Source organism: Cytobacillus sp. FSL R5-0569, assembly GCF_038007265.1.
Lineage (GTDB): Bacteria > Bacillota > Bacilli > Bacillales > Cytobacillaceae > Cytobacillus > Cytobacillus kochii.
Genome location: NZ_JBBOWW010000001.1, coordinates 4,302,833 through 4,327,396, shown reverse-complemented (window position 1 = coordinate 4,327,396; position 24,564 = coordinate 4,302,833). Strand labels below are relative to the sequence as shown.

The 24,564-nt window shown below is 37.2% G+C and carries 22 protein-coding genes; 15 read left to right on the top strand and 7 right to left on the bottom strand.

Annotation, left to right across the window (positions count from 1 at the left end; all coding sequences use genetic code 11):
* Positions 1 to 9: 9 nt before the first annotated feature.
* Positions 10 to 354 carry a hypothetical protein gene (locus MKX78_RS22010; RefSeq protein WP_095371647.1) on the bottom strand — a complete coding sequence of 115 codons (345 nt, stop codon included), beginning with the start codon at positions 352 to 354 and terminating at the stop codon, positions 10 to 12.
* An 83-nt stretch (positions 355 to 437) separates the two neighbouring features.
* Here MKX78_RS22010 and MKX78_RS22005 point away from each other — a divergent pair, with 83 nt between their 5' ends.
* A complete protein-coding gene (locus MKX78_RS22005; protein ID WP_307318260.1) occupies positions 438 to 644 on the top strand; it encodes a hypothetical protein in 207 nt (68 codons plus the stop codon).
* Between the two features lie 20 nt (positions 645 to 664).
* Positions 665 to 1,495 (top strand): alpha/beta fold hydrolase, encoded by an 831-nt coding sequence (locus MKX78_RS22000; RefSeq protein ID WP_307318261.1) that lies wholly within the window; start codon positions 665 to 667, stop codon positions 1,493 to 1,495.
* Here MKX78_RS22000 and MKX78_RS21995 read toward each other — a convergent pair.
* Together MKX78_RS21995 and MKX78_RS21990 are read right to left on the bottom strand one after the other, a co-directional pair.
* Positions 1,492 to 1,803: a hypothetical protein gene (locus MKX78_RS21995; protein ID WP_095371650.1), complete on the bottom strand. Its 312-nt coding sequence runs from the start codon at positions 1,801 to 1,803 to the stop codon at positions 1,492 to 1,494. The two genes, MKX78_RS22000 and MKX78_RS21995, sit on opposite strands and share 4 nt — an antisense overlap.
* Before the next feature lie 91 nt (positions 1,804 to 1,894).
* The gene (locus tag MKX78_RS21990; protein WP_095371651.1) at positions 1,895 to 2,941 is read right to left on the bottom strand and encodes a C40 family peptidase; all 1,047 of its coding nucleotides are present in this window, start codon (positions 2,939 to 2,941) and stop codon (positions 1,895 to 1,897) included.
* 382 nt (positions 2,942 to 3,323) lie between these two features.
* Between MKX78_RS21990 and MKX78_RS21985 the strand changes: the two genes are divergently transcribed.
* On the top strand, positions 3,324 to 3,473 hold the full coding sequence (locus tag MKX78_RS21985; RefSeq protein WP_281203165.1) for a hypothetical protein: 150 nt from the start codon (positions 3,324 to 3,326) through the stop codon (positions 3,471 to 3,473).
* A gap of 47 nt (positions 3,474 to 3,520) precedes the next feature.
* On the opposite strand, the gene MKX78_RS21980 is transcribed toward MKX78_RS21985, so the two are convergent.
* On the bottom strand, positions 3,521 to 3,745 hold the full coding sequence (locus MKX78_RS21980) for a hypothetical protein (RefSeq protein ID WP_095371652.1): 225 nt from the start codon (positions 3,743 to 3,745) through the stop codon (positions 3,521 to 3,523).
* A gap of 44 nt (positions 3,746 to 3,789) precedes the next feature.
* Complete coding sequence (locus tag MKX78_RS21975) at positions 3,790 to 4,677, bottom strand: helix-turn-helix domain-containing protein (protein ID WP_095371653.1); 888 nt, start codon at positions 4,675 to 4,677, stop codon at positions 3,790 to 3,792.
* Positions 4,678 to 4,963: 286 nt separating this feature from the next.
* Here MKX78_RS21975 and trhO point away from each other — a divergent pair, with 286 nt between their 5' ends.
* Positions 4,964 to 5,914 carry an oxygen-dependent tRNA uridine(34) hydroxylase TrhO gene (gene trhO / locus MKX78_RS21970; protein WP_341052425.1) on the top strand — a complete coding sequence of 317 codons (951 nt, stop codon included), beginning with the start codon at positions 4,964 to 4,966 and terminating at the stop codon, positions 5,912 to 5,914.
* A 279-nt stretch (positions 5,915 to 6,193) separates the two neighbouring features.
* Here trhO and MKX78_RS21965 read toward each other — a convergent pair whose 3' ends face one another.
* Complete coding sequence (locus MKX78_RS21965) at positions 6,194 to 7,114, bottom strand: NERD domain-containing protein (protein ID WP_341052424.1); 921 nt, start codon at positions 7,112 to 7,114, stop codon at positions 6,194 to 6,196.
* Positions 7,115 to 7,235: 121 nt separating this feature from the next.
* Here MKX78_RS21965 and MKX78_RS21960 point away from each other — a divergent pair, with 121 nt between their 5' ends.
* The 5 genes from MKX78_RS21960 to MKX78_RS21940 all read left to right on the top strand — a co-directional run bounded on the left by MKX78_RS21960 (position 7,236) and on the right by MKX78_RS21940 (position 17,036).
* Positions 7,236 to 9,236 carry a hypothetical protein gene (locus MKX78_RS21960; protein WP_322909814.1) on the top strand — a complete coding sequence of 667 codons (2,001 nt, stop codon included), beginning with the start codon at positions 7,236 to 7,238 and terminating at the stop codon, positions 9,234 to 9,236.
* Between the two features lie 30 nt (positions 9,237 to 9,266).
* Complete coding sequence (locus tag MKX78_RS21955) at positions 9,267 to 10,643, top strand: MATE family efflux transporter (protein ID WP_340976748.1); 1,377 nt, start codon at positions 9,267 to 9,269, stop codon at positions 10,641 to 10,643.
* Positions 10,644 to 10,746: 103 nt separating this feature from the next.
* A complete protein-coding gene (locus tag MKX78_RS21950) occupies positions 10,747 to 12,759 on the top strand; it encodes a penicillin-binding transpeptidase domain-containing protein (RefSeq protein WP_341052419.1) in 2,013 nt (670 codons plus the stop codon).
* Between the two features lie 117 nt (positions 12,760 to 12,876).
* The gene (locus MKX78_RS21945; RefSeq protein WP_341052418.1) at positions 12,877 to 13,329 is read left to right on the top strand and encodes a hypothetical protein; all 453 of its coding nucleotides are present in this window, start codon (positions 12,877 to 12,879) and stop codon (positions 13,327 to 13,329) included.
* Positions 13,330 to 13,841: 512 nt separating this feature from the next.
* Positions 13,842 to 17,036, top strand: a complete 3,195-nt coding sequence (locus MKX78_RS21940) for a fibronectin type III domain-containing protein (RefSeq protein ID WP_307316274.1) — start codon at positions 13,842 to 13,844, stop codon at positions 17,034 to 17,036.
* A 363-nt stretch (positions 17,037 to 17,399) separates the two neighbouring features.
* Here the strand turns inward: MKX78_RS21940 and MKX78_RS21935 are convergent, their stop codons facing one another.
* Positions 17,400 to 17,825, bottom strand: coding sequence for a hypothetical protein (locus MKX78_RS21935; RefSeq protein ID WP_307316272.1), 426 nt, complete (start codon positions 17,823 to 17,825; stop codon positions 17,400 to 17,402).
* Between the two features lie 315 nt (positions 17,826 to 18,140).
* Between MKX78_RS21935 and MKX78_RS21930 the strand changes: the two genes are divergently transcribed.
* The 6 genes from MKX78_RS21930 (at position 18,141) to MKX78_RS21905 (ending at position 24,520) form a co-directional block, all read left to right on the top strand.
* Entirely contained in the window at positions 18,141 to 18,836 is a 696-nt protein-coding gene (locus MKX78_RS21930) for a response regulator transcription factor (protein ID WP_307316269.1), read from the top strand.
* Positions 18,833 to 20,215, top strand: a complete 1,383-nt coding sequence (locus MKX78_RS21925; RefSeq protein WP_307316268.1) for a sensor histidine kinase — start codon at positions 18,833 to 18,835, stop codon at positions 20,213 to 20,215. The genes MKX78_RS21930 and MKX78_RS21925 overlap by 4 nt, the downstream gene beginning before the upstream one ends.
* A 77-nt stretch (positions 20,216 to 20,292) precedes the next feature.
* Entirely contained in the window at positions 20,293 to 21,033 is a 741-nt protein-coding gene (locus tag MKX78_RS21920) for a PepSY domain-containing protein (protein ID WP_224936699.1), read from the top strand.
* A 97-nt stretch (positions 21,034 to 21,130) separates the two neighbouring features.
* Positions 21,131 to 21,670, top strand: coding sequence for a PepSY domain-containing protein (locus tag MKX78_RS21915; protein ID WP_307316265.1), 540 nt, complete (start codon positions 21,131 to 21,133; stop codon positions 21,668 to 21,670).
* A 232-nt stretch (positions 21,671 to 21,902) separates the two neighbouring features.
* A complete protein-coding gene (locus MKX78_RS21910) occupies positions 21,903 to 23,081 on the top strand; it encodes a glycerate kinase family protein (protein ID WP_307316263.1) in 1,179 nt (392 codons plus the stop codon).
* Positions 23,078 to 24,520 (top strand): SLC13 family permease, encoded by a 1,443-nt coding sequence (locus MKX78_RS21905; protein ID WP_307316261.1) that lies wholly within the window; start codon positions 23,078 to 23,080, stop codon positions 24,518 to 24,520. The genes MKX78_RS21910 and MKX78_RS21905 overlap by 4 nt, the downstream gene beginning before the upstream one ends.
* The last annotated feature ends 44 nt before the right edge of the window (positions 24,521 to 24,564 follow it).

The following is a 24,564-nucleotide window of genomic DNA, read 5'->3' as shown; positions in this document are numbered from 1 at the left end:
AAATCATGTTCATTTACCTTTTAATAACCAAAAACCAACCAATATCACTACAATTCCGAACCCTGTCCGAAGAGTAGGTGTTTCTTTAAAAAAGAGGTACCCAATGATTAGACTAACAAGAATCTCAATCCCTTTAGAGGCGATGAGGGAAAAAGAAAGGTTATCGACATGTTTGCTTAAAAACTTTACACCATAGCCAATCATTAAACTGGCAGCAATAAATAAAGGAACAAGTTTAATATAGTACCAAAGTGTAGAAAGAAAAAAGGTATCAATGTGCTTCGTTTGATAGGCATAAATGCCGTTGATAATAAATAATCCACAAACCATCAATAGAATCGCTAAGAATATCATATGTTGAGCTCCCTATATAAAAAGAATACTTTAGTTTGCTCAGTTTGTTATTTAACTATGTGTTTGAGTAAGGAGGGATGAAAATGCAAAAAGACAAGGTAAAATTACTTATATTATTATTAGGAAGTGTGTTTATCCTGGGTGCAGCGATGGTTATTATGCTCAAAATATATAACCAACATGTCGAAAATGAACAGATTATTGAGCGCTGTTATGAGGAGTCAGGTGACCGATCATTAACGATTGAGAAAAACGGTGTATTTTCAGAAGTATCTTGCAAGTATCATTAAAGTAGGGATGGTGGAGAAGGATGTGGAAAAGAAAAATGCTCCAAACCCAAAGAGGTGTGTTTGAAATCTTTCAAAAGGGAGTTGGAAAGCCTTTATGCGTTGCGCATCTTTATGCCGTCTTTAATGAAACAGGAGACTATTTTGCTGATACATTCTCTAAGCGTTTTTGCGTAACGTTAATAAATATACGCGGGGTGGGAGAATCAGAGCAAGCTCATGAGCCATATGAATATAGTATGGTAGATAGCGTATTAGATATAGAGGCAATAAGAGTAGCATTAGGCTATGAAAGATGGATTTATGCCGGTCATTCAACAGGTGGAATGATTGGCCTTCTTTATGCACTGCTTCATCAGTCTTCGTTAGAATCACTTGTTATTGTGGGTTCAGCAGCAAGAGACTACACAGAGTCCTCAGCATGCATCTATAATGAAAAACATCCCAAATTTGCTGAAATGCAACAGTATCAATTTGCATTAACTCAGCCAAATGTAACTGCAATAGATAAAGAACAGTTAAAAAAGAAACGTATCCAGCTTTCTCTATTTGAACCCGAAAAATACACCCAATATTTTACGGGCAACATATGTAAGGATATGTCAGGGGTGAGGTTGGATTTTTTCAGTAGAGAAGCCGTTCTTTTTGATATAACAAGGAAATTAAAGCAAATCAACATACCGACGAACATTTGTTGTGGACGTTATGATGTCCAGTGCCCGGTTGAGTATTCGAAGGAAATCCACCAAGAAATACCCCAATCACAGCTATTTATTTTTGAAAATAGCAATCATTATCCATTTTTGGAGGAGAAAGACTTATTCCAGAAAGTAATCGTTCAAGCCTTGAATTAATGACGGTACATCTCACTTTCTTCGGAAATATTCACACGGAAACGAAAGAAAATACCTCCAAGAAGTGTAATGACAACTAAAGTCCAAGTAAGAAAAAAGACGGTTCCGATTGTTGAAAAATCAATTAGATAATTCGTTGTTCGCACTTGGTACATCACAGAAAACAGAGGAAAAGAGACGGCACCGAAAAGTAAAATCAATAGACTTAATCGTGTAGCTGTTTTTCGATAGAGCTTTGAAAAGATCAGTAGAAAACTAATTAAAAGCAATATCAATGTCATGATGCTAATAAACATAAAGATACTCAATTCGATTCACCTCTTTTAGAAATTGAAAGGGGGTGAATTGACATGGACCCCCCTTTTATTTATTTACCATTGACGGTAAAGATAAACTTGTTTAATAAAGTCGCTTGAAACTATCAAAATGTTTGCTCCAATAAGGGTTGTCTAAGCTGGTAATCATAACACCACTTGATGAAGCATGGATGAATTGATTATTTCCGATATAAAACCCTAAGTGAGAGATTCCTTTTTTATAAGTACCCTCAAAGAAAACAATATCACCCGGTACAGGGTCGTTTACATAATACGAACGGCTAAAATAACCCTCGGCGTTTGTTCTCGCAATGTTTGTTCCTGTTTGCTTCAGTACGTAATAGATAAATCCACTACAATCAAACCCACTTGGCGTTGATCCGCCCCAAACATAGCGCGTATTTAAGTGCTTCTTAGCCTCATTAATTATGGCAGCGGCATTTCCTGAGATATTGTCATTTGTTGGATTAGACGGCTTCGTCTCTGTATCCTTACCAGCATTATTACTGGTTACATATAATTTTTTTCCGGCAAAAATTAAATCAGAACTTAACTGATTCCACTTTTTTAAATTGCTAACAGTCGTGTTTGTCTTTTTAGCGATGCCACTTAGTGTGTCTCCAGGCTGAATAACATATGTATCCTTCTTGGAATTGGAATTCCCGCTACTTCCATTTGAACCGCTTGATGGTTTGGAAGAAGCATTTCCAGAATTACTTGAGGATGAACCATTCACTTTAAGTGCTTGTCCTGGGAAAATGAGATCGCCTTTTAAATTATTGAGATCTACTAAAGCTTTGACAGTCATATTATGTTGGCGTGCAATCTTAGATAAAGTATCTCCTGACACCACTTTATATGTACCTGAACTAGACTGATTAGAAGAATTATTCTCTTTTGCAGGTGCTGAGTTTTCACTAGAGACAATGAGCTTTTGGTTAATTTGTAAGAAGTCTGAGTTTAAATCATTCCATTTTTTTAGCTGAGAAACAGATGTATTGTATTTCTTAGCTATATCCCATAATGTATCTCCTTGTTTTACAGTATGAGTTGAGTCAGCGGACGCTTGAGCGGCAAAAGCAGAGGAAACGACAGCAATCGTGGCCATCGACACCATATGTTTTTTCACGTCTAGTAATCTCTCCTTTACTCCAAGATTTCGTCAATTCTATCATAATATCGTCTATAGAATTATATTTTTTACAACCTTTTACAAAATAAGATGAAAAAACATTATTTTCGAGGACTTTCGACTTGGTTCTTGAAACATACGACATAATGTGACAGCTTATGATAAAGTTCTTGTCGAAGAAAAATGTCGACTATCATCGAATGAGCAGACATATGTCAAATGATGTTGAAAAATGGGGGTAAATTAGGTGGAAGGATATATTTAAATGCTTCCATATAAGTATATTTACAAAAACGGAAATTTTTTGACAATTTAATATTGATTCATATTGGGAATTTTAGTATAATATTCCTAAGAAATACTAGGAGGATAGTTTGGTTTGGATGCAGAAAACCCTATTAATCTACTAGAATTATTATTGAAGGCGCACGAAAATGGAATGAGTCAAGGGGATGTAGATGTAGAGAAATATGTCGAACAATTGGCAGTGGATCTTAAACACTTACTAAGCCCACGGCGTTCCTTTTAACAAGAAAAAGCACCTTCTGGCGGGAAAGTGCTTTTGCTCAAACCTTATTAATGTTGGGTAGGTAGTGGTGCACCATGTTGAGTCGGCAGCGGTTCAGCGCCATGTTGAGTTGGTAGTGGTGAAGATCCGTGTTGAGTTGGAAGCGGCTCAGCACCGTGCTGAGTAGGAAGTGGTTCAGCGCCATGTTGGGTCGGTAGCGGTTCAGCTCCAACAAATCCTCCGAAAGCAACCATTGAAAGTGCAACAACTGATGCAGAAACGAATTTTTTCATTTTCCTTTCTCCTTTCAATATAGAAATATCTTACAATACAAATATTAACACTTTTCTAATAATTTATCTAGCTCTATCCCTACTAATTTGGCAAATTTTTCATCATTTTGTAGTAAAAAGATAGATTTTGCCCGATTAATATACTCCGTACCTATATCTATCTCACCAATTTTGATGTAACTTTCGCCCGATTGGAAGTAAAATTCCCCAAATAAATAGAGAATCTCATTATTAATGCAATAATTAATCCCTAAATTACTATATTTCAACGAGTCCTCATAATTATTCATTGCTGCTAATGTTTGTGACAGCCCATACAAAATCCGCAATTTCACTTTCGGATCCAGTATATGCGGAAGCGAATCCAAATTATCTAACGCATCCTCAAACATATTAGAAGCAAATATGAAGTCCTTTTCTTCAAGTTTAATAATCGCTAAGCTCGTAAGAATTTCAATTTCGTTCTCTGTCAGTCTACTTCTATCAGGGTTCGTTAAATCGATTGCTTGATAAAGGAGTTTTACCGCATCATCCTCATTTTGGTGTAAATAATACTCACAAATCCCCTCATGCCAAAGCATAAATTGCATAGAAATTCGCTGCTTAAATAAAGGGTTGTCCCTCTCTTGTTCAATAATCCCATAAATCGCTTGATAATCACGTTCACGCTTATACTTCTTAATTAATAAAAAAACAGCCGTAACATAATTGAAGGTACTTGATGATGCATAGTCAATGAAATGGCTGACTTCTACATTCAACCGTTCAGCCAATTCATATAACTGATCTAATGTTGGATACTTCTTGCCTTTTTCATATTCGATGATTTCTTCTGACGAACAAATTCCTTGTGCTAAATCCTCAATTGATAGTTTTTTAAATTGACGAAGATCGCTGAGAATTTCTCCAAAACTTACTGGTGCAAGGCTCATAAACATACCTCCTTTTCCTTTTATAATAAGTAAATTTTGTATATTTATCAATAATTTTAAATGTTCAGATATAGGTAAAATTAAGTATTTTTTCGATTTTTTATATTAAGTATGAAATTATATTGCGGTGGATAAACTGTTAGTCGGGTAAGAATACCAAAAAAAGGTCAATAAATCGACATTATTTCCTAGCGTTTTTTTGTTATAATACTGTCAGTAAGAAAATGGTGTAAAAAACCTATTGAACCATTATATCTTGCAAATATAAAAAGAATAGGTGAAGAAAATGGAAGGAAAGAATAACTATCGCGTATTGTTATACTACATGTACGTACCAATTGAAAACGGAGAAGAGTTCGCGATTGAACACAAAGCATTTTGTAACGAACTAGGATTAAAAGGCCGTATTTTGATTGCAGATGAAGGAATTAATGGGACTTGTTCAGGTACTGTAGAACAAACAGACCGCTACATCGAGCATATGAAAGCAGACCCACGTTTTGCTGATATGATTTTCAAAATCGATGAAGCAGATGAACATGCGTTTCCAAAAATGAAAGTACGTTATCGTCCAGAGCTAGTTACTCTTCGATTAGAAGACGATATCAATCCAAATCAATTAACAGGTAAACATTTAAGCGCGAAAGAATTCTACGAGAGCTTAAATGATGAAAATACAGTTGTTTTAGACGCAAGAAATGATTATGAATATGACCTAGGTCACTTCCGTGGTGCCATTCGCCCAGATATTACAAACTTCCGCGACCTCCCTCAATGGGTAAGAGATAATAAAGAATTGTTAGGCGAGAAGAAAATTGTCACTTATTGTACTGGTGGTATTCGTTGTGAAAAATTCTCTGGCTGGTTACTTCAAGAAGGCTTTAAAGATGTAGGTCAACTGAATGGCGGTATCGTCACTTACGGAAAAGATCCCGAAGTCCAAGGCGATCTATGGGATGGCCAATTATATGTATTCGATGAAAGAATCGCAGTACCCGTCAACCGCAAAGAACATGTAGTTGTAGGGAAGGATTACTATTCTGGTGAGCCATGTGAACGTTACGTTAACTGTGCCAACCCAGAATGTAACAAAAAAATCCTTTGTTCTGAGGAAAATGAACACAAACATTTACGTAGCTGTTCCGAAGAATGCCGTTCACACCCACGCAACCGCTACATCGCAGAGCACGGGTTAACTGAAGAAGAAGTTAAAGAAAGATTAGCAGTATTATCATAATTAATGGAACCCCCGCAGGCTTTGGTCTGTGGGGGTTTTTGTGTTTTTGGAAAAGGTATTTGTGTAGGTGCGTAATTGATTGATATATGTAAATGAAAGTTGATTTGGGGTAAATATTGCGCGCGAAAGAGAAAGGGAAGAAAGCAGGAATTGTTCGTAAATGGTGGATACGCGCAAAAGGGAAAGGAAAGAAAACGGGAATTGCGCGCGTGTAAGATATCAAAAAGGTAGATGCGTAATCGTAACAAATGGTTTTTCCTCTTAGATCCTAAGTTACAGTCAATATTTGTTTTGTTTATAATAAGTAGATTTTCCTAAGCCATGACTTTCAAATTTGTTAAGCATGAAATAGTTAATGAATCTTTTACTAACCTCTCCACCAATCCAGTCAAAAATATTAGCCGTAGTTACCTTACGTTCTGGAAAAAGTGCCATATAATCTTGAATATTGTATAAGACAGTATCGTTGACTGTAGCAGAGTGATGACATTTCATGCAGGAAAATGTCTTTTTATGTTTTCTTTTCATCTTCCCTCCACAAACCCCGCAAAATAGCCCTTTCGCCATCTGATCAAAGTGATATTCAGGTTTATGGAGCAAGTGGATATCGTTTATGTGATTTGTTAATAAGGTATCAATAATTTTTGTGTGCATCCGTTGGGGTGAAAAGGTTTGTTGTTTGAGACCATCCAAGAATTCAGGGATTTGTCCTGGAAGAATGAGTTGTTCTTGATGAGAGGCACCGTAGAGGATAAAAGTAGGGTGGACGAAAATAAGGTAATAGTCAAACGGCATGTTAAGTTGGTACTTTTTTAAGAATTGATGGAATAAGGGTTCGGCACGTTTGATCTGGTTGAGGGGATTTTTCATTTCTTTGTGAGAGGGACTATACCACTTATCTCCATCTACTGAAAAATTTCCTTGGAAGTTTTTTACTTCAAAAAGTACTAGTTTGTTTTGGAGAATACAGAGGGCATCAATTTGAATCGTAGATTGGTTCACTTCAAATTGAAGATCATATAGAATCGGGATGTTCTTCGGGAGTTCATTCAGATAGGTGGCCCAATTCTTCTCACCATTATAGCCTTTTTGTAAAGATTGAAGATAGTACGCAGATTCTGGAGGTAATTCGGTGCGACTGTGGATTGCTCGATAAAAACGGAGAGTAGTCGAAACTTCGAGTGGTTTATAAATAGTCAAAAACATCATCCTTTCTTTTCCAAAATTATAACCGATAAGAGTGCCACTGTCATTCTTTTTCACCAGTAAGTCCAGTCCTTCATATGTTATAAAAGGACATGCTCAGATAGGAGTGAACATGATGGTTTCGGTTTCAACTTTTGCAGAACTGCAAACGGCAATTAGTAATCAAGAGGATGTTATTACGGTTACGGATAGTTTTGATCTTGAAACAACTCTATCAATTAACTACACAGTGGAGATAAGTGGGGAAAATACATCTATTATCTTGACCAGACTTACGGGGTTTACAGGATACCTTTTTAATGTTGCTACAAATGGGAACCTACTTTTGCAAGGTTTAACTATAGATGGTAATAAACAAAATACTGTCGCCTCTTCGATTGTTTTTTGTACAGGTACGGGTATTGTAACGCTTAACGATTCATCCTTGCAAAATTCTTCTGTGCCAAGGGGAGGTGCCTTCTATCTAACTGGATCTGCTATTTGTAATGTAAACAATTCAACCATTTATAATTGTGATGCCTCAGAGTTTGGTGGAGGTATATATATTGCTTCAAGTGCACATGCGAATATCACCGATTCAATGTTAGTGCAGAATGTTTGTGCTAGCTTTGGTGGAGCTATTTTTGTGAACCAAGGAAGTGCCACTATTAATGGGTCAGTTATCTCCAATAATATCGCGACCGTTGGTGGGGGCATTTACTTTAATACAGGTACAAGTTTTACTATTGCTGATACGGATATTATCGGGAATCAATCAACAGAACCAACTGATACGAGGGGGGCAGGTGGGGTCTTAATCAACCCGGACGTTATTGGAAGCTTCATGAGAGGTAGCATCGCAAACAATACTGCGTTAAAAAATGGAGGCGGCTTGTATATTAACCAGCGATCTCAAATCGCCTTTAACGATGTTTTGCTAACTGGAAATTCGACATCAAGTAATGGTGGAGCTTTCTTTGCTAACATTAATAGTGTGATAAATATCGTTAACTGTGAAGTGGCGGACAATATTGCCAGTAATGGAGCTGGTTTATTTATCAATTCAAATGCAACGATTACTCTATCTCTTTGCCGTATTTTCTCTAATCAAGCCAACCTTAATGGCGGTGGGGTATACTTTAATAATGAAACAAGTACGATATTCGACCAATGCACGATATTCGAAAATATTGCTGCTAATGGTGGAGGTGTGTTTGTCAATTTAAATGCGGGGCTTCAAATCATGGAGAGTATCATAAGAAATAATCGGGTAACTGAAAGTGGCGGCGGTGTGTTTGTTAATGATATTACAGAAGTCGTTCTCACTAATATTCAAGTAACTGATAACTATGCTGGTGAAACAGGTGGAGGCATATTTACGAATACAAATAGCCAAACAAGGATAACAGAATCTCTAGTTGAACGTAATGAAGCTGCCCTAGTTGGCGGAGGTATTTTTAATACAGGTGAAATTTCTTTTGTAGGTAGTAATAGTGTTGGGGATATTGGTGTGAATATGGCTGAAACTGCACCAGGTATATATAATGGTGGTATTCTACTCATGCAAGATCAGCTTGGGGATGCGAACGGGCTTTATATTGTTGGTCGAAGTAACGTAGCCTACATTACCGCACCGCTTATCCAAGGGACTGTTGTGCAATTAGATTTAACCAATTATGTCACACCAAATGATGCTGGTACACCAATCGTAGTTGCTGAATCGACCGCAACTTATCCGATCTTAGTACAATCAGATGCGGATAAATTTTTTAAGCCGACAACCGAGTTTGAGGATTGGGTGATTCGTTTAAGTGATGACAATACGCAAGTCCTGTTGGTCAGATTACCTAATGATACAATTACTTATCAAAATATATTTAGAACGGTGAGTCCAAACCCACAAACGTACACAGCCTCAGAACTGCCAATTATATTAAATCCACCAGGACCAGTACGTGGTTACCGATTTGTGAATTGGTATAATACTGCGGGGCAGGTGGTAACGGTTATTCCAGCAGGGACAACAGGGGATCTTATTCTTTATGCAAGGTGGGCTCCAGCTAGTGATATGTTATCATCCACTTCTGATGTTCGATTGAAACAACATCATTCCAGTGCTAAAATAAATAATCGTTAAAATCAGACGAAACAGGAGATAGAATACAAGATGTATCATGCAGAAACGTGGAATGAGAAAATTAAGCTATTTTTGCAAGTGCTATGGCCGATTATGGTGACGCAAATAGGGCTATATGCAATGAATTTAACGGATACGATGATGTCTGGCCGCGTTGGAACGGATGATTTGGCTGGAGTGGCAATTGGGTCCAACATATGGATGCCGGTATTTACAGGGATCAATGGGATTATGCTTGCTATAACTCCTATTGTGTCGCATTTACTAGGACAAGGTAAAAAGGAGAAAATATCCTATAGTGTGACACAAGCGTTATACTTAGCTGCTATTATTGCTGTTATTATACTTTTAATCGGTATTTTTTTCCTGGAGCCGATTTTAAGTTTAATGGGCTTGGCTCCAAATGTTGAATATATTGCTTTTCATTATTTACTTGGATTATCTATCGGGATTGTGCCGTTATTTTTATACAATGTGCTAAGGAACTTCTTTGATGCACAAGGATTCACACAAATCACGATGATTATTACCATATTAGCGGTACCAGTAAATATATTCTTGAACTACTGCTTAGTTTTTGGTCACTTTGGTTTTCCAAGGCTCGGCGGAGTTGGTGCAGGTTATACAACGGGCTTTACGTATTGGTTCATTCTAATTATTAGTATATTGATCAGTTTTAAAATCGGTAAAATAAGAAACTACAAAATTGGGAAAGTTTGGTTTAAGCCATCAATAAAAGCATGGAGAGAACAATTATCCATTGGAATTCCAATAGGATTAACAATTTTCTTTGAGTCTAGTATTTTTGCGGTTGTGACCCTTTTAGTTGGTATGATGTTTTCAACGATTACAGTAGCAGCCAACCAAGTGGCGTTTAGTTTCACTTCCTTATTATTTATGATTCCTCTTAGTCTATCAATGGCGATGACAATTATGATCGGGTACTCTGTTGGGGGCAGACGTTTAGACAACGCAAAAAAATACAGTTTGCTTGGTGTTATAGGTGGAATGGCATTTATGGGCTTTGCTTCTATCTTCTTGTTGTTCTTCAAAGAACAAATTGCCGCCATCTATTCGAATGATCCACAAGTGATTTTACTTGCGGCTAACTTTTTTGTGATTGCTATTTTTTATCAGATTTCAGATGCGGCTCAAGCGGGATTACAAGGTGTCTTACGAGGCTATAAAGATGTGAAAATACCATTTATCATTGCTTTTATATCCTATTGGGTGATTGGTATTCCAGTTGGCTATGGTTTAGCTGCCTTTACAGAGCTTGAGGCATACGGTTTTTGGATTGGTATTTCCGTAGGGCTAACTGCAGCGGCAATCGGTTTCTACATTCGTTTGAAAACCATTCATCATAAGGAAAAGGAAAAACAAGTAGGCATATCCGAGCTGTCATAAAGGCTCGGATTTTTTTGTTCATAAAATGTTCGCATGAAACCGTTGTTCTATATATGGTATGAAAGTGACCGTAGTGTTAAAATGGTTGATGAGGGGGAGAGACATGAAAAAGATAGTCTATTTATTTGTGGCCATTACGGTTTTAGCCATTCTTAGCGCATGCAATAAAGAGGTTGATCCAGAACAACGGTTATCTCAATATATAGAATATTGGAATAAAGAAGAGTTCGCAAAAATGTATGGCATGCTCTCAAAAGAGGCAAAGGAATCAGTTAGTGAAGAAGACTTTGTCAGTCGCTATGAAAAAGTATATACAGATTTAGGCATTGCTAACTTAGACATTTCACATAAAAAATCAGAGAAAGAACAAGATACAGATCAGCAATCATTACAACTACCATTTTCGGCAAAAATGGACAGTTTAGCAGGAGAGATTGCCTTTGATCATCAAGCAACATTAGTTAAAGAAGAGAGAGACGATGAGGAAAATTGGTATATTGAATGGGATACGACTTATATTTTCCCTGAACTTGGCCCGAATGATGAAATTACATACAACACAGTGAAGGCAAAACGGGGAGAAATTGTCGATCGTTCAGGCGATCCACTTGCTTTCAATGGGACGATTTTAGAAATCGGCATTGTCCCAGAACAAATGGACTCTGAAGATGAAACGGTTAAGCAAGTGGCAAAATTACTTGAGATCTCAGAGAACTCTGTTAAGGATAAACTAGGCGCGAGTTGGGTACAGGCAAATCAATTTGTGCCAATCAAGAAAATTGCGACGAATCAAGAAGAACTATTAAATAACTTGATGAGCATACCAGGTGTATTAAAAAAGGATATTGAAGGTCGAGTATACCCTGGCGGCGAGGCGGCCTCACACTTAATTGGTAATGTCGCTCAAGTGACGGCTGACGACTTGGAGGAACACGAAGGAAAAGGATATGGCAGTAATGATGTCATCGGACGCCGCGGCTTAGAGAAAGTATATGAGGAAAAGCTGCGTGGTTCAAATGGTGTCTTAATAGGGATTAAGAAAGAGGACGGTTCAGAGGTAGTAGTGGCCGAAACACCAGTAGAAAATGGTAGCAACGTTCAGTTAACCATTGACCTCACATTACAAGAGGACTTGTATAAAGAACTGGATCATAAGCCAGGCACTGCGGCCGCCATTGACCCTGTTACTGGTGAAACATTGGCCCTTGTCTCTAGTCCAGGGTTCGATCCGAATCAAGCAACACTTGGATACTCTGCCTCGCAATTAGAAGAACTAGAAGAGAGTGGTGATAATCCATTCTTGAACCGTTTTCAACACACGTATGCACCAGGTTCCGTGATTAAACCAATTACAGGTGCGCTTGCACTAAAAGAAGGAGCCATTAAACCTGAAGATACAATAGAAGTGAAGGGCTTGCAGTGGCCGGATGATAATCGCTGGGGTGATTACCGAATCACAAGGGTAAGCGATCCTGGAAAGCCAGTCAATTTCGATTTGGCGATGATGTATTCGGATAATATTTACTTTGCAAGGGCAGCATTAGAGCTAGGAAAAGACAAATTAACTGCTGGGTTAAAAGAATTTGGCTTTACAGAGGATATTCCCTTTGCCTATCCACTCGAATCTTCTACAATCGGCGAGCTGGATAAAGAAACATTAATTGCCGATTCCGGTTACGGGCAAGGACATGTTGAAATGAGCATCCTTCACTTGGCTACTTCTTATACACCTTTTATCAATAATGGGTCAATGATTAAACCGATCTTGCTCCTGAATGATGAAGAAAAGAGCCAAGTATGGAAGGAAAATATAATTGATGAAGCTACCGTTAAAACTGTAGCTGAATCGATGAATAAAGTAGTGAACGAACCAGGCGGTACAGCACGTACGGCACGTATTGAAGGCTACCCGCTAGCAGGGAAAACGGGGACAGCGGAACTGAAACAAACCGCTGATGAAGAGGGTAAAGAAAACGGCTGGTTTGTTGCCTATAACCCGGATGACCCTCGTCTCCTTATCTCAATGATGGTTGAAGGTGTCGAAGAACAAGGTGGCAGTAAAATCGTCATCGAAAAAGTGAAAGATACATTTGAGAAAAACAAAGATCGTTTCTAATAAAGAACAAAGTTGAAGGTTGGGACTCGGTGGTTCCAGCCTTTTATTATTTTTAGATGCTTGATGTAATAACATGGGGGTGTAGTGGAAAAGAGAGGGGTGCTGCGTTGAGGGGGGGTGTGGAAATGTACCAAAAACCTGAGTGAGCAAGAAAAAATGGTAGGGTACGGCGGAAAGCGTACCAAAAACCGGAGAGAGCAAGAAAATATGGTAGGAAACGTCGAGAAGCGTATCAAAAACCGGAGAGAGCAAGAAAAGATGGTAGGAAAAGCCGAGAAGCGTACCAAAAATCAGAGTGATCCGAAAAATATGGTAGGAAACGCCGAGAAATGTGCCAAAAATCAGAGTGAGCAAGAAAATATCGTAGGGAAAGACGAGAAGCGAACCAAAAACCAGAGAGAGCATGAAAAGTTGGTAGGAAACAGCGAGAAGCGTACCAAAAACTGGGGTGAGCCAAAAAATATGGTAGGATTCGTCGAGAAGCGAACCAAAAACCAGAGAGAGCATGAAAAGTTGGTAGGAAACAGCGAGAAGCATACCAAAAACTGGGGTGAGCCAAAAATATGGTAGGAAAAGCCGAGAAGCGTACCAAAACCAGAGCGAGCATAAAAAAAATGTAGGAAAAGACGAGAAACGAACCAAAAATCAAAGTAAGCCAAAAAAATGGTAGGATAACGGACAGAATCGCCTCAACAGAGCTTATCCCTATGGCTACCAACCCGATCCACGATTCTCCTTTCTCGAGGAGTTACCTTTCAAAAAAATTTATCACTCCTATAACCACCCCCAACCGATCAAATCTTCGGGAGAGATAAGCAGCACATGCCGTGACTACATCGTAAATCAACGATCAAAACATCCTCTGACGTATCCCGCGCAATCGCTTATCAAACAAGTACTCCGGTGATTGGGATAGCAACCTAGCCAAGTCATGTTTCGACAAAAACCTTTATTTTCCTCAAGGGATGATGTCGAAAAATATTTTATCGTAAGTATCTATACAAGCCCATCTATTCGTTATATGATACATCTGTATTGAAAGGAATATATTTCTAAAAATAGAGAGAATAGGGGAATTGGGAATGAAAAAAGCTATCCATCTACTTTTATCCATGATGCTCGTTTTTTCTTTCATCCCTGCATCCGTTCTAGCGGAGACAGAGAGTACGGAGGAAACACCGACTTCACCAGGAACAACTGATGTGGAAAAACCATTAGATATTCAATTGCAAAATCCAGAATATATTGATGGGCAAGTGAAATTGAAATGGCGAGTGAAATATGAAGAATCTGCAAATGAGAATGCAGAATTGTTCACCCTCGTTAAAAACGGAGAACGTTCGGTTCTTGCCAGCCAACCAGAAATGAGTCAAGAACAAACTGGGGAAGATGGCGTTTATCGTATATATGAATTGATTGATTCTGAGGTGAAACCTGGAGATACAGTGACTTATGCGATTGCGCAAGGTAAGGCGCAAAGTAACGAAACAACGTTAACGGTTGAAATGCCGGTTGTAGAAGAGGAAGCTAGCGAAGAGTCACCAAAAGAAGATGAAACAGTTGTTGAGGAAGAAGAACAAGTTGCGGATGAAGAAGCAGCAGTAAAAGATGAAACTGTCCTTTCCTTAAATATTGTTGCACATAAGATAACTGATACAACAGCTGACATTTCGTGGAGTTTAGTGGATGTTGATGAATTTAGATTATACGTTGATGGCAATTTAAAAGAAGTCGTTTCACCAAATAAAACAACCTATGCATTAACGAAATTAGCCCCTGCTACTACATATAAAGTGAAAGTAGAAGGTGTTCAAAAAGGTAGTGTAGTATCTTCAGCAGAGGTAGAAGTAACAACATCGGCAGTACCTACAGGAGAAGTTATTCCATTCGAAGACAGTACCCTTGAGCAAGCAATTAAAGATGAATTAGGGTTAAAGCGCGCTATTTATCAAGCTGACTTAGACCGTTTAACCAGTCTATCAATCTCGAATTTATGGGTAACATCTATTGAAGGATTACAATTTGCGACAAATTTAGAAACATTGCATCTCGGTTATAATGACATTGCTGATTTAACACCAATCAAAGCATTAACAAAGTTAAAAGACCTTGATGTCACAGGATTAGCTATTAAAGATACAAGTATTTTTAGTACAAGTTTAGTGGAATTAAATATCTCTCATACTTCACTAGCCAACCTGGATTTCCTAAAAAAATTAACGAATCTTCAAACAGTTTATGCTTATGGTCTGCCTTGGATTGGTGAAAATGCTGGGGCACAAGCTGTACTGAAAGATTTAACTGCAAAAGGCGTAACCGTGTACAGCAATGAAGCAGATGATGTAAATATGATGGTAGAGCGTGGATTTGTCAATGAATCAAGTATCCAAGTGTATTGGAGTTACTGGCCTGAAGCCAATTTCAATTTGTACCCAGATCATTATATTGTTTCTATTGACGGGAAAGAAACGAAAGTATCTGGTTTAGAAGAACATGTATTTAAGAACTTAAAGGCAGATACAACCTATAATATCGTTATTAAGGCTTACGACGGTAAACAATTAATTGGTCGGGCAACAATGGATGTGAAAACGGCAAAATTACCTGAAGGAAAAAAAGTGTCGATTAAGGATAAAGGGTTAAGAGACATGATTAAGATGACTCTTGGCATTAGCCGTGACATATATGAAAGTGATATGAAAAATTTAACTTCACTGTATGTTGATTATGAAGGTGTTCGGAATTTAGCTGGACTAGAGCTGGCTACAAACCTTGAAGAGCTATCGATAACAGGGAACCCAGTCAGTGATCTAACAGCGATTAAAGGCTTGAGTAAGTTATCGGTATTATTTATTGATGACACGAAAGTGAAAGATTTAAAACCATTGTCGGGCTTAACAAACTTAAATATGCTTGTTGCTTCCTACAATCCTGGACTCGATTTATCACCAATACAAGGTTTACCTAACTTACAATCGCTTTCAGCAGATAGCAATGGATATAAGAAGCTCCCTGTTTTGCCAAGTAGCTTAATCGAATTATCACTATATGATAATGAACTAACAAGTCTTAAAGGAATCGAAAAAGCAGCCAATCTGCAATACTTAATCGTATCGGATAATCCAATTAGTGATTTCAAATCACTAGCGAAATTACAGTTACTATTCTTACTTGCAGATTATACAAATATGACGAATCTTGATTGGTTAAATTCTGAGAATGCTCATGTTTTACAAGGTCTTATTATTTCGGGTAATGCTATTACTGACATTACGCCACTTAAGAATGGTAATAATCTATTATTCTTAGCAATGGATGAAACAGCTATTACGGATATTTCGCCATTACTAGATTTACCTTACTTAGCTATTGTCTCTTTCATCTCGGTCCCAACGCTTGACATTTCGGAAGGATCGAAAGCGATGGAAGTGATTAAAGAATTAAGAATGCGCGGTGTGGAAGTTTTCTATGAAGAAGAAATGGGGAACTTAAGCTTTACCTCTTTAACAGCGACGCATGATTCAATCTATGCAGAATGGGAATATATTGGGGAAGAAGAAGTAGCAGATTATGAATTGTATATAGATGGTGAATTAGTAGATACAGTACCTGGAACAGAATCTAGTTATGTATTTACTGGACTATCTCCGGGAACGCCGTATGAAGTTGCTATTGCAGCACTAAATGCGGATGGAGAAGAAATTGAAATTTATTTCGATTATGTATTCACGATTAGTGAAGATCTTTACTTCACAAAAGTAGAAGCAACAGAGGACTCTATTGAAACAGAATGGATATACGATGGTGAAGGAGCAGTCTATGAATATGAAATCTCTCTAAATGGAGAAGAGTATGAAATCGTGGATGCAGATACACTCTCGCATATTTGGACAGAACTTGAGAAAGACACAACATACACTATTGAATTGATGGCATATGACGAAGAATATGAAATCCTTGGTTATACTTATGTAGAAGCAACAACTACAGTAGATGAAGACGGAACGGGCGAGGGCAACACCCCTCCTCCACCAACGAAAAAACCAGACCCAGGCAATGGTAATAAAAAACCAACTGATGGTAAAACACCATCAGATGTCATCAAAGGGAAAAAAGAACAAATGAAATCTGGCGCCAAACCAGAGGAGAAAACAGGTAAGTCTCTACCAAATACGTCAACCAACAGCTATAACTATTTAGCAATGGGTATGACGATCTTACTAGCAGGTACCATCATGTTATTCCTTGCAAGGAAAAAACACCCGTCAGTGAAATGATGAACAAAGAGTGACCCTAAAATGGTGTCACTCTTTATTAAGTTCCGGCGAACAATGTGAGGAAAATTAGTTTCTATTGTGTTTGTTTTGCTCTAGCCTCTTTACAACCAAACACATGAGCATAAGTTATACCTATACCTTTGGGGAAAAGGTATGGGCAAAGCCAAAATGCGAACAACAGGTATGAAGATGTGCAAGTTACCTAGAAACAATTGGTTTGAATCGGATAGGAAATCATGGCGCGAATTTCCTTAAACTTCTTTCATGCCATAGAAATGTATAAATACTTAAAGAATAACCTCAAAGGGTCCGGTCGACTTTCATTACTTCCACCTGCTATTAGTGTCTTATCTGTCATTCTTTTTATGGTAATATTTGGTTGAAAACTTCTCCGCCATTACCGTGAATTTTTATCACTTTAAGTCGATTTGTTTTCTTGATGAAGATAGTTTTATATTGTTTTTCACCATTTTGCTCAATAATAAACACGCGTTTACTTCCAGTATCTGATTCTTTTGTGAAGAGATAATCTTGATCACCGATTAGTTCTATGATTTTGCCGTATTCTGGTAATGAAGACAAATCCTTTTCGTTAGAAATCTTATCATTTGCTATGTTTTGTACAGGGACTGAATGGTTACCTGATTTTGAGTTTGCCTCTTTTTCATCAGATGATTGAGACACTTCATGGGTCTTCTCTTTATTCATGTCCGATTCCTCACCGGAATTACTGTTACAAGCAGAGAGGAGAAGTATCCCAGTAATTAGTGCAAGTTGCCATTTATACATGATGCAATTTCATCTCCTGTAAATATAATTTTAATTAACCATAACAAATGCTCCGGTTAAATTCATCCAATAAAAGTCTCAATTCAAAAACAAACGATTGTACTAGATAAGTCCTTTCAAAAAAAGAAAGCTCATATTTAATTGCCTCTTTTAAAAAATGATGAGAAATGAGCCATTTGGCCGTTTAATAAACACGGATTTTAACAGAAACTGGGGTTGAAAGGTATTAATATAAATATATTCATAAAGTAATAGAATCTTAATAAAAAGAATCTACAATCAATCATAAAGTGGATTGTAAAGGGTGGGTATTTAATGGACAAAAAATCAATTCTCGTCATTGAAGATGAAGAAAAAATTGCACGGTTATTAGAATTAGAGCTGGAATATGAAGGATATGAAGTGACAAAAGCGCTTGATGGGTTAGAAGGATTCCATACTTATAAAAGCAAAATATGGGATCTCGTATTATTAGATATTATGCTTCCGGGGATTAGCGGAATAGAGTTGTTAAGAAGAATTAGGGCTAATGATAACCATACACCGGTCATACTTTTAACTGCGAAAAGCTCAGTTGAAGACAAAGTCTCTGGATTAGATTTAGGTGCGAATGATTATATAACAAAGCCTTTTCAAATAGAAGAGTTGCTGGCCAGAGTCCGTGTGGCATTCCGAAATAAAGTCACTGAGGAAGTAGAAAATGAAGAAGATGTGCTTACGATTGCTAATTTAAAAGTGAATGAGAAAACAAGAGAAGTTTTTCGTGGGGATACATCTATTGAATTGACACCGAGGGAGTTTGATTTGCTTGTTTATTTATTGGTAAATAAACGACAAGTACTGAATCGTGATCAAATTGTTGAAGCAGTCTGGGGATATGATTTTATTGGTGATACAAATGTTGTTGATGTTTATATTCGTTATATAAGGAAGAAAATTGACGTTGAAAATCTCCCTGCGCTTATCCATACGGTACGAGGTGTAGGTTATGTAATAAGGGAGATGAAATGAAGTTAAAAAACAAAATCAATCTATATACTTCTATCTTGTTCATCATATTACTAATCGTCATGAATATCTCTATTTATTTGCTGTTTAGCAATATGATGATGAATAGTGAACTTGACCGTGGGAAACTGGAATTGGAAAGAAATGCTGCTGAAATCGATCAGTCACTTGCCACGGTACCAATGGACACGTTACTTCGGGCTTATATTCCTATCGACGGTATGGTTCGTATCGTTTATGAGGATAGCCAAAAAGCAGCTAGTACATTTGTGGATCCTTCTTTTAATAAAGAGGCTCATAACATAGAGAAATCATTTAGTTCCTCATTAAATGTCGAGATTAAAGAGGGTGAAACCTCATATACTTTTGGTTCGATTCCGATTATTTTGAGCAATGGTGAAATAGCTAACCTGCAAATCGCCAAAAGCATTGTAAGAACGACAGAAAATTTAAAAGTATTACGGTTGGTTTTAATCATTGTAACCTTAGTTGCAATGATTCCAGTTATTATTTCTAGTAGGTTATTAGGCAACCTTATTATTGCGCCGATTACTTCAATGATTAAGACGATGAGTGAAATTAGAGAAAGTGGGAAATTTAAACGGCTGCCATTAAATAAAGATTCCAATGACGAATTGCATGAAATGGGTACGACTTTTAATCATATGATTGATTTACTCGAGGTCAACTTTGATAAGCAAAAACAATTTGCTTCAAGTGCTTCCCATGAACTAAAAACACCACTAACTGTAATTGAAAGCTATACCAGTCTTTTAAAAAGACGAGGATTGCATGATGAGGAACTTTTTAAAGAATCAATTGAAGCGATTCATTCTGAAGCCATTAGAATGAAAAATTTGACAGAACAACTATTACTCCTAGCACAACATAATCAACAATGGAATATAGAAACAACCAAAATTAGCCTAAGCGACTTTTTGGTAGATTCAGCAAAAGCTTTCCAGAACGGCTACAATCGAAGGATTATTTTTGAAAGTGAAATTGATGGCAATGCGTCCATTTACTCAGATGAACAAAAGTTAAAGCAATTACTTTTTATATTCCTTGATAACGCAAGAAAGTATAGTAATGATGAAATTACAATCACTTTGAGTGAGAAAAGTAACGAAGAAATACTTATTCATGTTTCTGACCGTGGAATAGGTATAGATGAGAATGAGCTTCCCAAAATATTTGAACGTTTTTACCGTATTGATAAAGCAAGGTCCAGAAAAACAGGAGGAGTCGGACTTGGACTTTCTTTAGCGAAGGAAATTGCCGAGGCTTTAGCCATTGAGATAAAATTACAAAGTGTTGAAAATCTAGGAACAACGGTTACTATGGTGTTTAATAACGAACATAGGAAAACAAAAATTAATTAATCGATCAGTGCTTTCTCATTTTCTTTTAATTTTTTTATTAGATAATAAAGGAAAGGGATATAGAATGGAGGATAATAATGAGAAGAAAAGGGTTATGGATTACTCTTGGGTTAGTTGTCATCGCAACCTTTATTATTATTGTTACATGGCAAGGAGTAACTACTTCTGCGAAAACAATTACTAAAGATGACGCCCTTTCCTTAATTGAGGAAAGGTATAAAGGCAGCAAAGTAACAAATATCGAATTACAACAAAGTGCTTATCACATAAAAATGACGAGAGAAAGCGGAATATATGAAGTTTCTTTAAATGCAGAAAATGGAGATATAATATCTTTAAAGAAACTTGGAGATAACTCAAGTGGCGGTGATGATCGTAATAAAACGATAAAGAATGAAAAGGAAATAGAAAGTATCTTATTACTGTCAAGCGATGATATTTTATCTATTAGTAAAAAAACCGAAAATCAGAAAGATGTTTATGTAGCTAAAGTTCTGGAGAATAAAGAGGAGTATATTGTTAAAGTAGATGCAGTAACAGGTTCAATTGTTTCAAAAGATAAAGCTGAAAAACCTAAAGAAGAAAACCCGGAAGAAGGCAAACAAAAAGAAGAAGATCGTCCAGTGGCTATTTCTAAAGATGAAGCAATTAAAATCGCGTTGGAACATGTAAAAGGGGCAGTCGATGATGATATCGAAATTGAAAATATTGGAGGCCAAACTTATTATCTCATTGAAATTGAAACCGATGATGATAATGAGGCAACCGTACAAGTTCATACTTTAACAGGGAAAGCTACTATTTCATTTGATGATTAATCTTACTTTTTAGCAAATTCTAATGTTACTCACCTCATTCCTTAATCATACGCGATTATATTATAAGTAATCAGAAGATTAAAGGAGGATATTAATCATGAAAAATAAAATTTTTGTTGGTTTAATCATAACTGGTGTAATTATGGGTGGAGCGGTTGCTGTTGGGGCTACAAATAATGATGAAACAAATGCTACTTCTATCAATACAGAATTAGATGAAAAAGTATCTCAGGCCGGAGAGGCGGATGTCATTGCCATCAGTAAACAAGATGATGGGGAGAATCAATCTGACGATAGGGGATACGATGACGATAACGATGATGTACAGGACGTAAAAGTAGATGCCTCTTCAGGTGATTCTATCCAAAGGGATCAAGGTAATGAAGATGATGATATCGAAAGAGATAGAGACGACGCTAACGATGATGATAAGCAATTAATCAAGCAACGGATCATACAAGAAAAAGATGCGATAGCAATTGCAGAAAAGGCGTCTAACGGTAAAGTGAATGAAATTGAACTGGATGAAGAAGATGGTCTCATTGTTTATGAAATTGAAGCTGATTCCAAAAAAGGCGAAGTGGAAATAGAGGTTAATGCAAAAACTGGAGAGATAATAAAAAAAGAGTTGGATTAATGAGGCCTGGCATGTATTTGGTGAGAACCATTTACATGCCTTTTTTATTACGGTTGATTATTTGGGTTCATTCTTATTGATTTCTAATCTAACTATCATAGTTCTTACATAGAGTTCTCATCTTCAAAAACTAGTATAGAAGATAACAAGGAAAGTGAAAAAGCTTAGAAGTGACGGATTTAAATGGAAATGGCTCATTTTCCTAATAAAAAAATGACTTGGAGGCAGTAAAATGAAAATAGTGATTATCCCATCTGGTTTTAAGGAGTGTTTGGAAGCTGAGGAAGTAGCGAGTGCGATTGATAAAGGGATCAGGCGTTTTGATTCCGCTGTGGATACGCATGTTATTCCAATGGTTGATGGTGGAGAAGGTTTTGTCAAAACAATTATTAAAATTAAGAAAGGTGAACTTAAATTTATTGACGCCACAAATCCTGTAGGTGAAAAAGTACAGACATACTTTGGGTTGTATGAGGAAAACAACGTAAAAACAGCCGTAATTGAAATGGCCGCTATTGCTGGGCTTAGAATGGTTCCTCTTCACAAACGTAACCCTTTAAATACTCATACTTATGGTGTAGGAGAATTAATTTTAGCTGCCTTAGAATCAGGAGCGACTCATATTTTATTTGGCTGTGGTGATTCGGGTACATCCGATGGTGGGGCGGGTATGGCACAAGCGTTGGGTGCTAAATTTTTTAATCAAAATCATCAACCAATAGAAATTACGGGAGGGGGCTGCTTAAGTGATATTGCATATATGGATTTAACCAATATAGATCCTAGATTATCTCAAGTACAAATAAATGTCGCGTGTAATTGGCATAATGTACTTTGTGGTCCAAAGGGAGTGGCGCACGTATTTGCACCCCAAAAAGGAGCTTCCTTACTAGAAGTAGAGATATTGGCTAATGGTTTATCGCACTTTGCTAATTTAATAGAGAAGGCTACGGGGCATGATGTGAAAACGCTACCAGGTAGTGGCGCATCTGGGGGATTAGGGGCAGGTTTAGTGGCATTTGCAGGTGCAAAACTATTTCCACGTTATGAAATTATTATGAAATATATTCAAATTGAAGAACATCTAGAAGGTGCTGACCTTGTATTAACTGCGGAAGGGTGTATAGATAGACAGACACCAAACGGAAAGATTCCTGCGGAAGTTGCTAGATTAGCAAAACAATTGGGCATACCGGTGATTGCAATTACTGGGTCCATTGGAAAGGATGCATGGGTAAACTATACAAGTGGGATTGATGCTTATATGAGCATTATTCAGAAGCCAACTTCATTAGAAAAGGCGATGGAAGACGCAGCAAATTTAATTGCTGATTGTGCAGAGGCAGCTGTACGTCAAATTCAGGTTGGCTATCGTATTGCTGAAAGGAAATTGGGTAAAGGTATCATATGAAATCTAATCGTTTACTAGAAAACAAGCAACAATCTACTAAAACATACTTAACTAAGCTGCCAAATGTAACACAAATCATCGTCATTCTTCTCTCATTTGTGTGTTCATTTATTGTTTTCACAGACAATATAGCTTATGATGCAAAGGTTTCTATGATTGTTTTCATTATTACACTAGCTTTATGGGTATGTACAAAACTTCCTGCCGCTTATGTGGCTTTAGGTGCATTACTATTACTCATTTTATTAAATGGTGCAAATACGGATGTGCTCTATTCGTCCTTTTCTTCGGAGATCATTTGGTTGATGATTGGTGCTTTTATTATTGGAGAAGCATTTAGTTCTTCTGGTCTATCTCTTCGAATGACACGAGTGATTATTCATAAAGCTAAAAACACAAACCAACTATTATTGTATTTGATGTTGTCTCTGTTTCCATTGGCTATCTTTATTCCTTCCACTTCCGGCAGGGCGGTACTCATGTTGCCAATTGTAAGAGAAATAGCGAATCTTGTTAAGAATAAGCAACAAAGAGAAATCATTGCATTGTTCGTACCAGTCATTATTTTAATGACAACCTCTTCAACTTTATTAGGAGCGGGTTCACATTTAATCGGGATTGAAATATTAGAGAAGACCACAGGAGATAGTATCTCTTATATAAATTGGTTGATATGGGGGCTCCCTTTTACCTTGATCATCAGTTTCATCACATATTTTGTTTTTAAATTATTTTTTTCAAAGGAATTAACTGCAGCCCCATTTGACGCGAACAATATCAACAATATATATGAAGTAAAGCCTGTTTCCAAAAAGGAGAAGCAAACCCTTATTCTTTTAACTGTCTTGATTTTGTTGTGGCTAACAGAAGCACTTCATGGATATGAAATAGGTTTGATTACAATTGTAGGTGCCTTTATTTTTATGCTGCCTAAGTATGGCGTCATTACCTGGAAGAAGGGTTTACAGGCTGTATCGTGGAATTTGATTTTATTTGTCGCTGCTGCAACAGCATTAGGTAAGAACCTGGTGGAAACAGGTGCGGTAAGCTGGATAGAGCAGGGGGTATTTCAGTTAATAGGAGCTTTTCCCCCTATCCCTGCATGGGGACTTGTGATTCTTATTATCCTCATCGCTATAACCAGTCACATCTACATTACCTCACATACGACAAGGGCGGTAGTAATGGTACCAGGTATATTAATGCTTAGTATGACACTTAATTTAGAGCCATCCTCTATGCTCTTTTTAAGCTTAGTAGGGATGAACTATTGCTTAACTTTCCCGGTCAGTTCGAAGGCATTATTAGTATACTATGAGCATGACACGATGAGTTATCGTGCCAATATTTTATTAAAGTTAAATATGTTCTTAATGCCGATTTATTTTATATTGATGATTTTGTTTTACTTTACTTATTGGAACTGGACAGGGTTATAAGTGTAAAAAAAGAGCCTTTATTCGGCTCCTTTTGCATTATATTA

Bases quoted from the DNA above. Each gene is read 5' to 3' on its own strand.
- MKX78_RS22010 (WP_095371647.1), bottom strand. From the start codon at position 354: ATGATATTCTTAGCGATTCTATTGATGGTTTGTGGATTATTTATTATC.
- MKX78_RS22005 (WP_307318260.1), top strand. From the start codon at position 438: ATGCAAAAAGACAAGGTAAAATTACTTATATTATTATTAGGAAGTGTG.
- MKX78_RS22000 (WP_307318261.1), top strand. From the start codon at position 665: ATGTGGAAAAGAAAAATGCTCCAAACCCAAAGAGGTGTGTTTGAAATC.
- MKX78_RS21980 (WP_095371652.1), bottom strand. From the start codon at position 3,745: ATGAAAAAATTCGTTTCTGCATCAGTTGTTGCACTTTCAATGGTTGCT.
- MKX78_RS21975 (WP_095371653.1), bottom strand. From the start codon at position 4,677: ATGAGCCTTGCACCAGTAAGTTTTGGAGAAATTCTCAGCGATCTTCGT.
- trhO (WP_341052425.1), top strand. From the start codon at position 4,964: ATGGAAGGAAAGAATAACTATCGCGTATTGTTATACTACATGTACGTA.
- MKX78_RS21960 (WP_322909814.1), top strand. From the start codon at position 7,236: ATGGTTTCGGTTTCAACTTTTGCAGAACTGCAAACGGCAATTAGTAAT.
- MKX78_RS21955 (WP_340976748.1), top strand. From the start codon at position 9,267: ATGTATCATGCAGAAACGTGGAATGAGAAAATTAAGCTATTTTTGCAA.
- MKX78_RS21950 (WP_341052419.1), top strand. From the start codon at position 10,747: ATGAAAAAGATAGTCTATTTATTTGTGGCCATTACGGTTTTAGCCATT.
- MKX78_RS21940 (WP_307316274.1), top strand. From the start codon at position 13,842: ATGAAAAAAGCTATCCATCTACTTTTATCCATGATGCTCGTTTTTTCT.
- MKX78_RS21935 (WP_307316272.1), bottom strand. From the start codon at position 17,825: ATGTATAAATGGCAACTTGCACTAATTACTGGGATACTTCTCCTCTCT.
- MKX78_RS21930 (WP_307316269.1), top strand. From the start codon at position 18,141: ATGGACAAAAAATCAATTCTCGTCATTGAAGATGAAGAAAAAATTGCA.
- MKX78_RS21925 (WP_307316268.1), top strand. From the start codon at position 18,833: ATGAAGTTAAAAAACAAAATCAATCTATATACTTCTATCTTGTTCATC.
- MKX78_RS21920 (WP_224936699.1), top strand. From the start codon at position 20,293: ATGAGAAGAAAAGGGTTATGGATTACTCTTGGGTTAGTTGTCATCGCA.
- MKX78_RS21915 (WP_307316265.1), top strand. From the start codon at position 21,131: ATGAAAAATAAAATTTTTGTTGGTTTAATCATAACTGGTGTAATTATG.
- MKX78_RS21910 (WP_307316263.1), top strand. From the start codon at position 21,903: ATGAAAATAGTGATTATCCCATCTGGTTTTAAGGAGTGTTTGGAAGCT.
- MKX78_RS21905 (WP_307316261.1), top strand. From the start codon at position 23,078: ATGAAATCTAATCGTTTACTAGAAAACAAGCAACAATCTACTAAAACA.